Raw genomic sequence first — 14,295 nt, 5'->3', positions numbered from 1 at the left:
GGCGGGGGGCGGTCCGGGGCAGTTCGGCGGGCCGCCGGGGCGGCCTCACACCGCCCGCCCGGTGCGCGCCCCAGGGCATCCTCCCATCCGGTCCGGAGGATGCCCCGTGCGGGCGCCCTGTCAGACGCGGTCGCCCCGGCGCCGGCGCGCGAAGACGACGGCCCCGGCACCGGCGACCACGAGCGCGCCCGCCCCGAGAGCGAGCGGGACGGTCCGGTCGGCGCCGGTGGCCGCGAGATTGCCGCTGCTGCCGGTGCTCCCGCCGCTGCCGCTGCCGCCCGACGAGCCGTAACCGGTGGACGTCGAGCCGGTTCCTCCCGTCCCGGTCCCACCGGTCGTGGTGTCGGCCGTGGAGGCCGAGGCCGACGGCGACGGAGAAGCCGTCTCGGACGCGGTCCGGCCGGGTGCCGGGGAACTGGTCGAGGGGCTGGGGCTGCGGCTGGGCTTGCCCTTGCCGCTGGTGTCACCACCGGGGTCGGGGGAGCCACCGGTGCCACCGGACGTACCAGTCGAGCCACTGCCGCCTGAGCACTTGACGACGTACGTCGGCTTCGCCCAGCCCTCGGAGTCGATGAACAGGAACGGCCGCTTGGCCAGCCCGGGAATCGCGCTGACAGTGGAAGTCAGTGCGTTCGTGGCTCCCTGGTTCTTCTTGCGGGGTACGGCTCCGCGGTCGGCCGCCTTGACGTCCGACGAGCAATTGCATTGCAGACGCTTCAGCCAGCGGACTCCCCGATCGGCATTCGTTCCGTCGCCGTTCGCCGTCAGCGCCTGGACGGCGAGAGCGGTGCCGCCGACGCTCTTTTTCCCATCGGTCCCGTTGAAGGAACCGTTGGGCTTCTGCTGCTTCTGCAGCCAGGTGAAGGCTTTGCTGACGACCTTTTTGGCGTCGGGGTTGCTCTCCTTGAAGGGGATCAGTGCCTGGAGCGCCATCGCCGTGCCCTCGACATCCGACGTGCACGTCTTGGGGTCGGGCCGCGCCGCGGAGGAAAACCCGTCATCACGGGCACAGTGAGTGGTCACCAGGTGGGCAACCGCATGGGGCAACGCCTCGTCGCGCACCTTCTCCGCCACGTCCGCGTTCTTGATGCGGGACTGGCTTTGCTGCAGAGCGAGGATCGCGAGCGACTGGGCGGAACGGCTCGCCTTGTCCTGGCCGGGGTCGAGTTCCGTGTCCTGGAACTGGCCATTTTTCTGCTGCGTGTGCAGCAGGAGGTCGATCAGGTCATGGCCGCCACCCCCCTTCCTCGGGTCGCCGCCGAAGGCGGTCGGGTCACGGTCCTCGATGGCGGCCACGAGGGCGAGTTTGGCCGCCGCGCCCGCGGATACGGCCTTTCCACGGGTCGGGTGAAGATAGCCCCCGGCCTGCTTCTGCAGCCAGTTGGTGGCCCGGTCCGCCGCCTCGCGCGCGGTCTGGCTCGCCGCCGCACCGATCACGAAGTCCGCGGTCAGCCCGACGTCGTCACCGGGGAGGTGGTCACCCTGGGCGGCATCGGGTTCGGTGCCGTCGCCGTCGACGAGCCGGGACACGGCCCAGGTGACGGCCGCCTTGTCAGGCGAGGCGAGTGACGCGTCGGAAGCGCTCTTCTCCTCCGCCCCGGCGGGCAACGCCACCACCGTCGGAATCAGGAGCGCCGTGCCGAGCAGGGCGCCGGACAGAGCGACGGCCGTTCTCGGACGTACGGACTGTGACATGCGGTTTCTCTCCTCAGGAGGTCAGCGGCGGGGGACCGGCGCGTCGTGCGTCACCCGGCGGGCGGTGGGACGCGGCACGGTGCGGACGGCGGGTACGGCGGGTACGGCGGAAGTTTCGGCGTAGACGCCAAGGCCCGTGGCGGACGGTCGGGGTACGGCCGGAAGGAGTCGTCTCCGGCGGGACGGTTCCGGGCAGGCCGCAGCCGGGCCGGTGGGATCTCCCGTCCCCCGGCCCCCGCGCCCCGATCCTCGGCCGCCGCACCACGAACGGCCCACGCGTGGAACGCGTCCCACCGCCAAGGGCATAAGGCGCACGCCCGGCCGCCGCCACCGCCGCTACCAACGCCCGACCGCCGTACCGGCACGGCAACGGCGGCCGGGTACCACACGTGCCTCAAGAGGAATCCCGATGCGGGTGCTCTTTCAGGTGACCGTCCCACGCCGTGCGGAACCCCAGGGTCAGCTCCGGAAGCCCGGCCGCCCGGGTCACCGCGATCTTGCCTTGGTACCGACGGCAGACGCCGCACTCCTCCCGCGTCGGATAGAGCAGCGGCCCGCCGGAGTGGGGTACCGAAACCAGGGGACCCAGGTCCCAGATAGGGGCGGGCAGGTTCATGAACATCCGCCTTGAGGTTCGGGCCCGGACTCGGCACCGGGCCGGATCGACACTTGCCGCCAGTCAACAGCCCTGACAAACCCCGAAGTGACCCCGTGAGATGACGCCAAGACGGAGTCGGGCCTGCTCCTCGCGTCTACGCTTCGCCCAACACCGAGGAGAGGGATGCGGTGAAACCGACACAGCACCCAGGGCACGTCGTAGCGAGTTTGCTCGACGACGCACGGTTCACCGACGCGTGCGCGAGACGCGACATGGGCGCGGTCTTCCGCATGCTCAACCACCGTGGCATCAGCACCCGCCGCATCGCGGAACTGGCAGGCGTCTCGCAAGGCCGCCTCTACGACTACATGAACGGCAAGAGCCGGGTCGAGAAGCCGGCGCTCTTCGAAGAGATCGCCGACGGGTTACGCATCCCGGGAAAGCTGCTGAGGATCGCCGACCGGCCGTGGGAACCGCATCCGGAACCTCCCGGACCTGAAGAGCGGACAGCGCCGGCGGCCGACGACGTGACCGCCGTGAACGCCTTCCGCGAGGTGGACAAATCGACGGGCGGCGGACGTGTGTACCAGGCTGTGGTGCGCCACCTGCACGAGCGGGTCGCCCGGAGGCTCGTCGCCTCGGAGAGCGACACCCAATCCTTCGCGGCGGCGGCTTCGTTCTCAGAGATGGCGGGCTGGATGGCCCATGACTCCGGCCGTGACGACCTGGCGGCCGGGCACTTGACGCGCGCCCTGCATCTCGCTCGCGTATCCGGAGACTGGTCACTGTCGGCCAATATCGCGGCGAGCAGCAGTCACCTCGCACTCCAGACTGGTGACGCGCTGAAAGCGGCGCATTGGGCGAGCGTCGGCCTCGGCTTCGCCGCCAAGGGTCCCGACCTGCCCGCTCTTTCAGCTCGGCTTCTCGCGATGGGCGCGAGGGCCGCCGCGGCGGGAGGGAGACCAGCCGCAGCGGTTCGCTGTCTCGCTCAGTCGCAAGAGGCTCTGGAAAGGTCACCGTCGACGACCCACCCGTGGGTGAGCCCCTTCGACACGACTTCTCTGGCCAGTGAGGCGGCTCTGGCCATGCGAGACATGGCGTCCTACGGCAAAGCCCTCGCCTACGCGGAACATGCGACCGAATCTCGGGAAGGGAACCGGGTGCGCTCCCTCGCGTTGAACCGCATCAACTTGGTCAGCATCCATGCCCGTCGGAACGACTGGGATGCCGTGGTGCACCATGGGACGGATCTGCCGGCCATCAGCCCGGCACTGGGCTCGGTTCGAGTGATGCGGCACATGTCCTGCTTGAGGCACCAGCTCCTGCCGCATCGCGCGTATCCACCACTTCGAGAGCTCGTGGCCAGGATGGACGATTTCGGAAGAACGCAGTCACTGCTCCTGGCCGACCTGGTGCCGGAGCACGACGAAGGCGCGCAGGCATGAAACCGACCCCTTCCGACCCCGAAGCCTGGAACGCGTACCTGGCGGAGGGCAACGCCCGGCAGGCGCGCAAGCGGGTGAGCGCCGATATGCTGCTCCGGGACGTGGCGGGTGACTTCCTGTTGGTGAAGCCCACCTACAAGCCCGGCTGGGACCTCCCCGGCGGGATGGCCGAGGCCAATGAGGCACCGGATCTCGCGGCGCAGCGGGAGTTACGGGAGGAGTTGGGCGTAGAGGTGACGGCGGGTGGGCTGCTCGTCGTGGACTGGGTGGCGCCGCACGGACCTTGGGACGATCAGATCGCCTTCGTGTTCGACGGCGGAGTGCTCGACGCCGCGACGGTCGCCGGTCTGCGTCCCTGCGACGGAGAGTTGTCCGAGCTGGCGTTCTTCGCGGCCGGACAAGCTCGGCGCCTCCTGGGCGCCCGCCTGGCCCGGCGCTTCACCGCCGCCGTGGCCGCGCTGAGGGAAGGAGCCCCCAGGTATCTGCGCACAGACGGCCACGGTCCTCTCTGAAACTGCGTCGCAGGTGAGCGGGAGGCTGCAAGCCGGCCCCGCATCCCGCCACCTGTCACCTGTCCCCCGACACGAAACCGCACCCGCTGACGTCGCGGCACCGCTACGGCGCATGCCGCTTGGCGGCGAGGCGCTGATCGCCCCCTATCCGGACCGGGGCCGCATGCCGCGGGCCGAGGAGCCGCGCACATGGTGGAGAAGCTCTGCACATCTCGCACATCCCGGCCCGCCGGGCGTGGACAGCACGGCCTACGGGACGGTCATCACCGTGTGGACCTGCGCCTCGGACTACCCGCCGGAGCAGCACTGGGTGATGCGGTACTGAACGGACGGCTTCCCGGTCGGCTGACCTCGGCCCGGCGGTCGGAGCTCGGCGGCATGCGGGCCGAAGGCGGGCTCTCGGCGGTCGAGCCGGCCGCATCACATGTCAGAGGCCGGTCGAAAGACGGTCGGGGCGGGCCCGGGGTTTCCCCCGGACCCCCCCCCCCCCCCCCCCCCCCCCCCCCGACGCGCTATGCCTCACGGCTCGGTGAGCGTCAGACCCGCTCGTTCTCCCGTTCCGCCGGCTTCTCCGTCGCGGCCGGGGCCGGCTGGGCGGCCTTGCGCGGGAGGAGGAGGGCGACGACGACGGTGCCGATGCCGAGGATGACGGCGCCGACGACGCTGGTGTGGGCGACCGAGTCGGCGAACGCCTTGTGGACGGCCTCGACGACGGTCTGCGCCTGCTGGGCGCCGAGGGCGGCGGCCTTCTCCGGGCCGACCTTGGGCGCGGCGCCGGCCGCGACCTGCTTGCCGACCTCCTTGGCGACGTAGAGACCCGCGCCGACCGAGTCCTGGGCGGCGGAGAGCGCCTTCTCCGGCAGCTTGGGGCCGCCCGCGGCGGCGGCCTTGGCGGCGGCGTCACCGAGGTTGGAGGAGTAGGTCTTGGCGAGCACGGTGCCGAGGATGGCGATGCCGAGGGAGCCGCCGAGCTCGATGGAGGTGCTGTTGACGGCACCGCCGACGCCGAGCTGGCTCTCCGGGAAGGAGCCCATGATGGCGTTGGTGCAGGGCGACAGGGACAGGCCGATGGCCAGGCCCAGGATGATCAGCGGCAGGACGAAGTCGCCGTAGGACGAGGACGCGTCGACTCGGGTGAGGAGCGCGATCGCGACCGTGCCGACGGTCATGCCCAGCGCCACCGTGATCTTCATGCCGAAGCGCGGGGTGAGCAGCGCGGTCAGCGCGCCGCCCACGAACACCGCGCCGGCCAGCGGCAGCATGCGGACGCCGGTGTCCAGCGGCGAGTAGCCGAGCACGAACTGCAGGTGCTGGGTGAGGTAGTAGAAGGCGCCGAAGACGGCGAGGAAGAAGAGGGCGACCGCCAGCGTGGAGCCGGCGAAGGCACGCTGGGCGAAGCGGCGGACGTCCAGCACGGGACGCGGGTGGCGCAGCTCCCACAGCACGAAGCAGACGAGGCCGACGCCGGCCACGACCGCGGCCGTGATGGCCTTGGCGCCCCAGCCGAAGTGCGGTCCCTCGATGATCATGTAGATCAGGGAGCCGACCCAGATGACGGACAGCAGGCCGCCGATGTAGTCGATCTTCTCGACGTTCTCCGCCTTGGACGGCGGCACGAGGAACAGCGCGCCGACGACGCCCAGCAGCGCGATCGGCACGTTGATCAGGAACGTCGAGGCCCAGCCGTGGTCCTCCAGCAGCGCGCCCGCGACCAGCGGGCCGACGGCGATGGCGAGACCGGCGGTGGCCGTCCAGATGGTGATGGCCTTGGCCCGCTCGGCGCGCGGGAAGGTCGCCGCGAGCAGCGACAGCGTCGCCGGCATGATCATGGCCGCGCCGACGCCCATCGCGGCGCGGGACGCGATGACGCCCGCCGCGCTGTCGACGAGGGAGCCCGCGACCGACGCCCCGGCGAAGACCAGGAGGCCGAGGACGAGGGCGCCCCGGCGGCTGTACTTGTCACCGACCGCGCCCAGGATCAGCATCAGCGCGGCGTACGGCACGGTGTAGCCGTCGATGACCCACTGGAGGTCGGAGCTGCCGAGGCCGAGGCTCTGGACCATGTCCGGGGCGGCCACCGTCAGCGAGGTGTTCGCCATGACGATGATCAGCAGGCTGATGCAGAGCACCCCCAAGGCCCACCAGCGTCGCGCGTACGGCCCGTCCATCGCGTCGACGGGACGCGATATCCCCAGGCGCATGGCATTCGTCCTTTCCTCGTTCTTGCACACGGTTGTGCAATTACCCACTGGTGTGCAATGTAAGGGGGGTGGACGGCGGTGTGCAAAATGAGGGGGAAAATAAGGGGGAAGGCCCTCGGCGGGCCGGACGGGCCCGACGGAGAAGAGAACCGATGACCGGCAGAGCGAACGCCAATCGCCGCCGCATCCTGGACGTCGCCCTCGCGGAGCTGCTGCGCGACCCCGAGGCGAGCATGGACCAGATCGCCCGCGCGGCCGGCGTCGTCCGGCGTACCGTCTACGGACACTTCCCCGGCCGCGACGCGCTGGTCGCGGCCCTGGTGGACGACGCGGCGGAGACGGTCGGCGCGGCGCGCGCCGCGGCGCTGCGGGCCGTCGGCGACCCCGACGACGCGGCGGAGGCGCTGGCCCGCGCGATCCTCGCGGTGTGGGAGATCGCCGACGGCTATCGCCTGCTGGTCTCCATGGCGCAGCGCAGCGTCACGGTGGAGGGGATCCTGCGCCGGCTGGAGCCGGTGCGGCGGGAGAGCGAGGCGTTGCTCCGGCGCGGTCTGGAGGCGGGGCGCTTCACGTCCGTCCTGCCCGCGGCCGCCCTCGCCTACGTGCACGAGCAGATCCTGTTCGGGCTGCTCCAGGCCGTCAACGACGGGCTGCTCCCCCCGGAGCGGGCGGGCCGCTCGGCCGCCGTGACGGTCCTGACGGCGGCGGGCGTCCGGGCGGAGGAAGCGGCGGAGCTGGTGGAACGGATCGCGGCGGAGCGGGTGGAGGCCTGACGCGGCGTCGGATCCGCGGCGGCACGACGACGAGGGGGCCGGGGTCGGATCACTGTCCGATCCCGGCCCCCGCGTCGGAAACCTCTCAGACGCCCGCCGGCGCCCGACCCGCCTCGCGCGGCTCATCCGGCCCCTCCGGTCCCCCAGGCCCCGAAGGTCCCCCAGGCCCCGAAGGTCCCCCAGGCTCCGAAGGACCCGCAGGCTCCGAAGGTTCCGCAGGCCCCGCCGCCCCATCCGCTTCCCGTGACTCCCGCGGCTCCTGCCCCTCCTGTGACCCCACCGCCCCATGCCCGTCCGCCGTCAGCGTGCTCTCGTCGAAGGGCAGCCGTCCGGCGAGGACCTCCCGGGCCCGCTCCCGGTCGATCTCCTTCGTCCAGGTGCCGACGAGGACCGTCGCGACCGCGTTCCCGGCGAAGTTGGTCATGGCGCGCGCTTCGCTCATGAAGCGGTCGATGCCGACGATCAGGCCGACGCCGTCGACGAGTTCGGGCCGGTGGGACTGGAGGCCGCCGGCGAGCGTGGCCAGTCCGGCGCCGGTGACGCCCGCCGCGCCCTTGGACGCGACGATCATGAACAGCAGCAGGGAGACCTGCTGCCCCAGGCCGAGCGGCTTGCCCATCGCCTCGGCGATAAACAGCGAGGCCATGGTGAGGTAGATGGCGGTGCCGTCGAGGTTGAAGGAGTAGCCGGTCGGCACGGTGATGCCGACGACGGGCCGGCTGACGCCCAGGTGCTCCATCTTCGCGATGAGCCGGGGCAGTGCCGACTCCGACGAGGAGGTGGACAGGATCAGCAGGAACTCCCGCCCCAGGTACCTCAGCAGCCGGAAGATGTTCACCCCGGGCCCGGCCACCAGGCGCAACAGCGTCCCCAGCACGACCACGACGAACAGCAGACACGTCGCATAGAAGCCGATCATGATGACGGCGAGCGACTTCAGCGCGTCGACGCCGGTCGCCCCGACCACCGCGGCGATGGCGCCGAAGGCGCCCACCGGCGCCACCCACATGATCATGGACAGCACCCGGAAGACCAGCTTCTGCACGTGCCCGATGCCGCGCAGCACCGGCTCCCCCGCGCCGCCCATGGCCTGGAGGCCGAAGCCCACCAGCAGGGCCACCAGCAGCGTCTGCAGTACCTCGCCGCCGGTGAGGGCGGAGACCAGGGTGGTGGGGATGATGCCGAGGAGGAACGCGGTGGTGGACTCGTGCGCGTTCTTGGCCTGGGCCTCGCCGGCGTGCCGGACCGCGTCCGTCAGGTGCAGGCCGCTGCCGGGCTCCAGCAGGTTGCCGACCAGCAGGCCGATGGCCAGCGCCACGCTCGACATCAACAGGAAGTAGCCGAGCGCGAGTCCGCCCACCGCGCCGACCTTGGCGGCCTTGCGCACCGATCCGATACCGAGCACGATCGTGCAGAAGATGACGGGCGAGATCATCATCTTGATGAGATTGACGAACCCGGTGCCCAGCGGCTTCAGTTCGACGGCCGTGCCCGGGGCGGCGAAGCCGACCGCGATACCGGCCAGCACCGCCGCGATGACGGCGAGGTAGAGGTAGTGGGTCCGGTCCCGCTTCCCGGCCGCCCGTTCCGGCGGTCCCGGCCGTCCCGGTGGTCCCGGCGGGGTGGACGGTGACGTCGTCTTCACGGCTGTCACGTGGGGCTCCTCGTCGTCGCGGCTCGTGCGGACCGACCCCGCCCGTCCGTTCGGCGGAGTCCCGCAGACTATGCACGCCACTGTGACGGCGGTCACCCTTGCGTGCATTACGTTCACGAATGGGCCGCGGGGCACACTGTCGGCCATGCGCACACCTCGCATACGTTCCCGCAGCCTCGCCGGCCAGCTCTTCGCCGTGCAGATCGTGCTGGTGGCCGCGGTGGTGGCGGGGTGCGCCGCGTTCGCCTGGATCTCCGACCGCGCGGAGGCCGAGAAGGCCGCGCGCCGGCAGGTGACCGCGACGGCGACGGCGGTCGCCGCGTCCCCCGCCGTCGCCGCGGCGGCCGGATCGGAGCACCCCTCGCGTACGCTCCAGCCCTACGCGGAGCAGGTGCGGCGCGACACCGGCGTGGACTTCGTGACCATCATGAGCCCGCGGGGCACCCGTTGGACGCACCCCGACCCGGCCAGGATCGGCGAGCGCTTCCTCGGCCACACCGCGCCCGCCCTGGAGGGACGGGTGTTCGCGGAGACGTACACCGGCACGCTCGGCCCGTCCGTCCGAGCCGTCGCCCCCGTACGGGACCGGCACGGCCGCGTCACCGCCCTGGTCAGCGCCGGCATCACGGTCGACGCGATCAGCGCGCGACACCGGCGCCAGGTCGTCGCCCTGCTCGCCTTCGCCGCGGCCGTCCTCGCGCTGGGCGGCGCCGGGACGTACGTCCTCAACCGGCGGCTGCGGCGGCACACCCACGGGATGAACGCCACCGAACTGGCCCGGATGCACGACTACCACCAGGCCGCCCTGCACGCGGTACGCGAGGGGCTGCTGATGCTGGACGGGCAGCGCAGGGTGGCCCTCGTCAACGACGGCGGCCGGGAGCTCCTCGGGTTGCGCGGGACGGACGCCGTCGGCCGGCACGTCACCGACCTCGCCCTGCCCCGGTCGCTGACCGACGCCCTGCTGGCGCCCGAGCCGCGCGTCGACGAACTGCACCTGACCGCCGACCGTACGCTCGTCGTCAACACCTCGCCGGTCTCCGGCGGTCAGCACCGCGGCACCGTCGTCACCCTCCGGGACCACACCGAACTCCAGGCCCTCAGCGGTGAACTGGACTCCGTCCGGGGCTTCGCCGAGGCCCTGCGCTCCCAGGCGCACGAAGCCGCCAACCGGCTGCACACCGTCGTCTCGCTGATCGAACTCGGCCGCGCCGAGGAGGCGATCGGCTTCGCCACCGCCGAACTGGAGCTCGCCCAGGCCCTCACCGACCAGGTGGTGGCCGCCGTCGCCGAACCGGTCCTCGCCGCGCTGCTGCTCGGCAAGGCCGCCCACGCCAACGAGCACGGCGTGGAACTCCTCCTCTCCCCCGACAGCCACGTGGACGACGGCCTGCTGCCGCCCGCCCTGCCCACCCGCGACCTGGTCACCGTCCTCGGCAACCTCATCGACAACGCGGTCGACGCGGCCGGCCCGCGCCCCGGCGACGGCCTCCCCGCCGGCGCCGCCCGGGTCACCGTGACCGTCCGCCCCGACGGCGACGACCTGCTGCTGCGCGTCACCGACACCGGCCCGGGCCTGCCACCCGGAACGGCCGACGAGGTCTTCCGCCGCGGCTGGTCCACCAAGGGCGCCGACGGCACCGCACACGGCCACGGCCTCGGCCTCGCCCTCGTCCGCCAGGCGGCGGTGCGCAACGGCGGCACGGTCGAGGTGGGCCGGGCCCCGTCGGCCGGCGCGGAGTTCACGGTCCGGCTGCCGCTGCGGGGGACCGCCGGACGGCCGGACGGGACCGACGCCCCGACGCCGGGCCGGACCGGAGCCGAACGGCCGCACCGCACGGGCGTCCCGGCGCCGGACCGGGCCCGAGCCGAACAGCCGCACGGCACCGAAGTCCCGACGCCAGACCGGACCCCAACCGAACGACCGCACCCCACCGACACCCCGACGCCAGACCGGACCCCAGCCGAACAGCCGCACCGCACCGACGTCCGGCGGCGAGGGGACGCCCGCATGGAACGGACGAACAGGACCGGTTCCGCAGCACCCGACGGGTCCGCCCTGGCGGGGACGGAGAGGGCCGGGGCCGCGTCGCCGGCCGGAAGCGCCACCGAACGACGGGACCGGACGTGCGCCGGCCTGCCCGACGGGTCCAACGGCCCCACCGGCGTGCCGCCGAGCGGTTCCGGTGGGCGACCGTGACGCCACCCGTACCGCCGCCGCCCGCCCCCGCCCCGCCGATCCGCGTCCTCGTCGTGGAGGACGACCCGGTAGCCGCCGACGCCCACGCCCTCTACGTCCGGCGGGTCCCGGGCTTCGCCGTCGCCGGGGTGGCGCACTCGGTGGGGGACGCCTCGCAGTTCCTCAAGCGCTCCCCCGCCGACCTCCTGCTGCTCGACCTCTACCTCCCCGACGGCCACGGGCTGCGGCTGCTGCGCTCCCTGCGCTCCGCCGGCCACACCGCCGACGTCATCGCCGTCACCTCGGCCCGCGACCTGGCGGTGGTCCGGGAGGGCGTGTCGCTGGGCGTCGTGCAGTACGTCCTCAAACCGTTCACCTTCACCACCCTGCGCGAACGGCTCGTCCGGTACGCCGAGTTCCGCTCCGTCGCGGGCGAGGCGAGCGGCCAGGACGAGGTGGACCGCGCCCTCGGCACGCTGCGCGCCCCGCGCCCCGCCGTGCTGCCCAAGGGCCTGAGCACGGACACCCTGGCGGCGATCACCGGCACCCTGCGGGCTGCCGGCCCTGACGGCGTCTCCGCCACGACGGCCGGCGGCGCGGTGGGCATCTCCCGCATCACGGCCCGCCGTTACCTGGAACACCTGGTCGCCACCGGCCGCGCGGACAGGGCACCACTGTACGGACAGGTGGGCCGCCCGGAGCTGCGGTACCGGTGGCTGAGCGGCGGCTGAGGAGCGGCCGGCCGTCGCCGCTCCCGGCCCGGCCACGCCGCCCTCCCGCGCGTACCGCCACGCCGGGCAGGGAACGTTACCGGGTGCCACCGAGCCGCCGGGCCCGCAGCGGGCCGCAGGCTCCGGCCCGTAGGAGGTCGTGCCCGTGCGCCCCACCCCTCCCGTGCACCCCGCCGACCGCGTACGCCGCGCCGGTCGCCTACGCCCCGCCACCCGCGTCCGCTCCGGCACCCGCCTACACCCCACCACCCGCGCACGCCCCGCGCTCCTCGCCGCCGCGCTGACCGTCGCGTCGCTCGCCGGCCCGCTGACCGCCTGCGGCGACCCGGGAGGTGATCCCGACACCGTGCGGGTCGTCTACCAGCGGAGCACCGACAACAAGTACCGGATCCTGGACGACTATCTGGCGGGCGTGAAGCGGCGGTTCGAGCGCGAGCACCCCGGCCGGAAGCTGCGGCTCGTGCCCGTGCAGGCCGCGCAGGACGACTACGCCGTCAAGGTGCAGCAGATGATGCGCTCGCCGCGGACCGCGCCGGACCTCGTCCGCGAGGACACGTCCCTCATCGACTCCGACGTCGCGTCCGGCTACCTGAGACCGCTGGACGACAAGCTGGCCGGCTGGCAGGACTGGAAGCGGTACCTCCCGGCCGCCAAGGCACTGGTGAAGGCGGAGGACGGCAGGACGTACGGGGTGCCGGACGGGACTGACACCCGGGGGCTGTGGTTCAACAAGGAGATCTTCGCCCGGGCCGGCCTGCCGGCCGACTGGCGGCCGCGCACCTGGGACGACGTCCTCGACGCGGCGCGGGCCGTCCGGGACCGGGTCCCCGGCGTGATCCCGTTCCACCTCTACACGGGCAAGGGCCCCGGCGAGGCGGCGGCGATGCAGGGGTTCGAGATGCTGCTCTACGGCACGGGACGGGACCCGCTGTACGACCCGGCGCGGAAGAAGTGGCTGACGGGCCGGAAGGGGTTCGTGGACGCCCTGGAGTTCGTCCGCACCGTCTACGCCGAGAAGCTCGGCCCGGACCCGACCGACGCCCTGGACCCCAACGTGAGCACCCGGGTCACCGCCGAGTGGCTGCCCAAGGGGAAGCTCGCCATCGCCCTGGACGGCAACTGGCTCGGCAAGAACTGGCAGCCCGGCGGCACCCGGCCGTGGCCCGCCTGGTCACGGGTGCTGGGCGTGACCGCCTTCCCCACCCAACACGGCGCGGCGCCCGGGCGGGTGAGCCTCTCCGGCGGCTGGGCGTGGGCCGTCGCCGCCCGGTCCCGGAAGGCGGATCTCGCCTGGGAGGTGATCGAGACGCTGCAATCCCGGCCGAGCGCGCTCGACTGGACCGTGCGCGACGGGCAGATCGCCGTCCGGGCCGACGTGGCCGCCGACGAGCGGTACCGGACGTACGTGCCGGGCATCGGCTTCTTCACCGACCTGGTCGCGGTCACCCGCCACCGCCCGGCACTGCCGGTCTATCCGCGGGTCTCCTCGGCGTTGCAGGAGGCGATGGAGGCCGTCGCGACGGGCGCCGCCTCGCCGGCCCGGGCCGCGCGCGACTACGACGAGGAACTGCGGTCCTTCGCGGACACGGCCGGAGCCGACCGGTGACCGCCCGCCGCCGCTCCACGGCCGCCCGCTGGCTGCCCCTCGCGCCCGCCACCGTCCTGCTGTTGCTCTTCCTGGCCGGCCCGGTCGTCTGGTGCGTCGGGATCGCCTTCACCGACACCCGGCTCACCGGCCAGGCGTCGGCCTCGTGGGTCGGCCTGGACAACTTCCGGCACGCCTTCGCGGACGAGCACTTCCGCGACGCGGTCGTCCTGACCCTCCTCTTCACCGTCCTGTCGTCCCTGGTCGGCCAGAACACCCTGGGGTTCGCACTCGCCGCCCTGATGCGGCACGCGTCCCGGCCGGTCCGCACGGTCACGGGGGCGGTCGTGATCGCCGCCTGGGTCGTTCCGGAGATCGTGGCGGGGTTCCTGCTCTATACCTTCTTCCACCGGCGCGGCACGCTCAACGCCATCCTGGAACACCTCCACCTGCCCACCCAGAACTGGCTGTTCACCCTTCCCATCCTGGCCGTCTCCTTCGCCAACGTCTGGCGCGGCACCGCCTTCTCGATGCTGGTGTACTCCGCCGCGCTCGACTCCGTCCCCCAGGACGTGACGGAGGCCGCCCTCGTCGACGGCGCCACCGGCCCCCGCCGCTTCCTCTACATCACCCTCCCCATGCTCCGCCGCACCATCGGCACCAACCTCATGCTCAACACCCTTCAGACACTGTCGGTCTTCGGCCTCATCTGGGCCATGACGCGCGGCGGCCCGTCCCACCGGAGCGAGACCCTCCCCGTCTTCATGTACGACCAGGCCTTCCTCAAGTCCCTTATCGGGTACGGGACGGCGGTCGCGCTCCTCCTGCTGCTCGTCGGGGGGCTGTTCTCGGTGGTGTACCTGCGCTTGCTGCGCGAGGAGTGACCCCCCGCCATACGCCGCCCGCCGCATCGCCCCCAGCC

At 72.7% G+C, this 14,295-nt stretch carries 11 protein-coding genes and 1 pseudogene; 8 read left to right on the top strand and 4 right to left on the bottom strand.

Annotated features, from left to right (window positions below; translation table 11 throughout):
- Positions 1-120 precede the first annotated feature (120 nt).
- Positions 121-1,617, bottom strand: a complete 1,497-nt coding sequence (locus ACSNOK_RS20995) for an LPXTG cell wall anchor domain-containing protein (RefSeq protein ID WP_436782275.1) — start codon at positions 1,615-1,617, stop codon at positions 121-123.
- Between the two features lie 472 nt (positions 1,618-2,089).
- Positions 2,090-2,317: a hypothetical protein gene (locus ACSNOK_RS20990; protein ID WP_436782274.1), complete on the bottom strand. Its 228-nt coding sequence runs from the start codon at positions 2,315-2,317 to the stop codon at positions 2,090-2,092.
- A 203-nt stretch (positions 2,318-2,520) separates the two neighbouring features.
- Between ACSNOK_RS20990 and ACSNOK_RS20985 the strand changes: the two genes are divergently transcribed.
- The 3 genes from ACSNOK_RS20985 (at position 2,521) to ACSNOK_RS20975 (ending at position 4,575) form a co-directional block, all read left to right on the top strand.
- Positions 2,521-3,738 (top strand): helix-turn-helix domain-containing protein, encoded by a 1,218-nt coding sequence (locus tag ACSNOK_RS20985; RefSeq protein WP_436782273.1) that lies wholly within the window; start codon positions 2,521-2,523, stop codon positions 3,736-3,738.
- Positions 3,735-4,250: an NUDIX domain-containing protein gene (locus ACSNOK_RS20980; protein WP_436782272.1), complete on the top strand. Its 516-nt coding sequence runs from the start codon at positions 3,735-3,737 to the stop codon at positions 4,248-4,250. Before ACSNOK_RS20985 ends, ACSNOK_RS20980 begins: the two co-directional genes overlap by 4 nt.
- Positions 4,251-4,362: 112 nt before the next feature.
- On the top strand, positions 4,363-4,575 hold the full coding sequence (locus tag ACSNOK_RS20975; RefSeq protein ID WP_436782271.1) for a hypothetical protein: 213 nt from the start codon (positions 4,363-4,365) through the stop codon (positions 4,573-4,575).
- 211 nt (positions 4,576-4,786) lie between these two features.
- On the opposite strand, the gene ACSNOK_RS20970 is transcribed toward ACSNOK_RS20975, so the two are convergent.
- On the bottom strand, positions 4,787-6,451 hold the full coding sequence (locus tag ACSNOK_RS20970) for an MFS transporter (protein WP_436782270.1): 1,665 nt from the start codon (positions 6,449-6,451) through the stop codon (positions 4,787-4,789).
- 152 nt (positions 6,452-6,603) lie between these two features.
- Between ACSNOK_RS20970 and ACSNOK_RS20965 the strand changes: the two genes are divergently transcribed.
- A complete protein-coding gene (locus ACSNOK_RS20965) occupies positions 6,604-7,224 on the top strand; it encodes a TetR/AcrR family transcriptional regulator (RefSeq protein ID WP_436782269.1) in 621 nt (206 codons plus the stop codon).
- Positions 7,225-7,309: 85 nt separating this feature from the next.
- Here ACSNOK_RS20965 and ACSNOK_RS20960 read toward each other — a convergent pair whose 3' ends face one another.
- A complete protein-coding gene (locus tag ACSNOK_RS20960; RefSeq protein ID WP_436782277.1) occupies positions 7,310-8,752 on the bottom strand; it encodes a cation:dicarboxylate symporter family transporter in 1,443 nt (480 codons plus the stop codon).
- Between the two features lie 271 nt (positions 8,753-9,023).
- Here ACSNOK_RS20960 and ACSNOK_RS20955 point away from each other — a divergent pair.
- The 4 genes and pseudogenes from ACSNOK_RS20955 to ACSNOK_RS20940 form a co-directional block, all read left to right on the top strand.
- Positions 9,024-10,661: pseudogene (locus ACSNOK_RS20955) on the top strand (sensor histidine kinase); the annotation flags it as partial.
- 413 nt (positions 10,662-11,074) lie between these two features.
- Positions 11,075-11,788, top strand: a complete 714-nt coding sequence (locus tag ACSNOK_RS20950; RefSeq protein ID WP_436782268.1) for a response regulator — start codon at positions 11,075-11,077, stop codon at positions 11,786-11,788.
- A gap of 280 nt (positions 11,789-12,068) precedes the next feature.
- Positions 12,069-13,394 (top strand): extracellular solute-binding protein, encoded by a 1,326-nt coding sequence (locus tag ACSNOK_RS20945; RefSeq protein ID WP_436782276.1) that lies wholly within the window; start codon positions 12,069-12,071, stop codon positions 13,392-13,394.
- On the top strand, positions 13,391-14,257 hold the full coding sequence (locus tag ACSNOK_RS20940) for a carbohydrate ABC transporter permease (RefSeq protein WP_436782267.1): 867 nt from the start codon (positions 13,391-13,393) through the stop codon (positions 14,255-14,257). The genes ACSNOK_RS20945 and ACSNOK_RS20940 overlap by 4 nt, the downstream gene beginning before the upstream one ends.
- Positions 14,258-14,295: the final 38 nt, after the last annotated feature.

It is taken from the genome of Streptomyces sp. URMC 126 (assembly GCF_051386555.1).
Taxonomy (GTDB): domain Bacteria; phylum Actinomycetota; class Actinomycetes; order Streptomycetales; family Streptomycetaceae; genus Streptomyces.
Note: the sequence above shows the minus strand (reverse complement) of the source record. Positions and strands in the feature narration are given on the sequence as shown.

What these genes read in the sequence shown, in the direction of transcription:
- ACSNOK_RS20965 (WP_436782269.1), top strand. Translation starts at nt 6,604, where the DNA reads ATGACCGGCAGAGCGAACGCCAATCGCCGCCGCATCCTGGACGTCGCC.
- ACSNOK_RS20975 (WP_436782271.1), top strand. Translation starts at nt 4,363, where the DNA reads ATGCCGCTTGGCGGCGAGGCGCTGATCGCCCCCTATCCGGACCGGGGC.
- ACSNOK_RS20990 (WP_436782274.1), bottom strand. Translation starts at nt 2,317, where the DNA reads ATGTTCATGAACCTGCCCGCCCCTATCTGGGACCTGGGTCCCCTGGTT.
- ACSNOK_RS20970 (WP_436782270.1), bottom strand. Translation starts at nt 6,451, where the DNA reads ATGCGCCTGGGGATATCGCGTCCCGTCGACGCGATGGACGGGCCGTAC.
- ACSNOK_RS20980 (WP_436782272.1), top strand. Translation starts at nt 3,735, where the DNA reads ATGAAACCGACCCCTTCCGACCCCGAAGCCTGGAACGCGTACCTGGCG.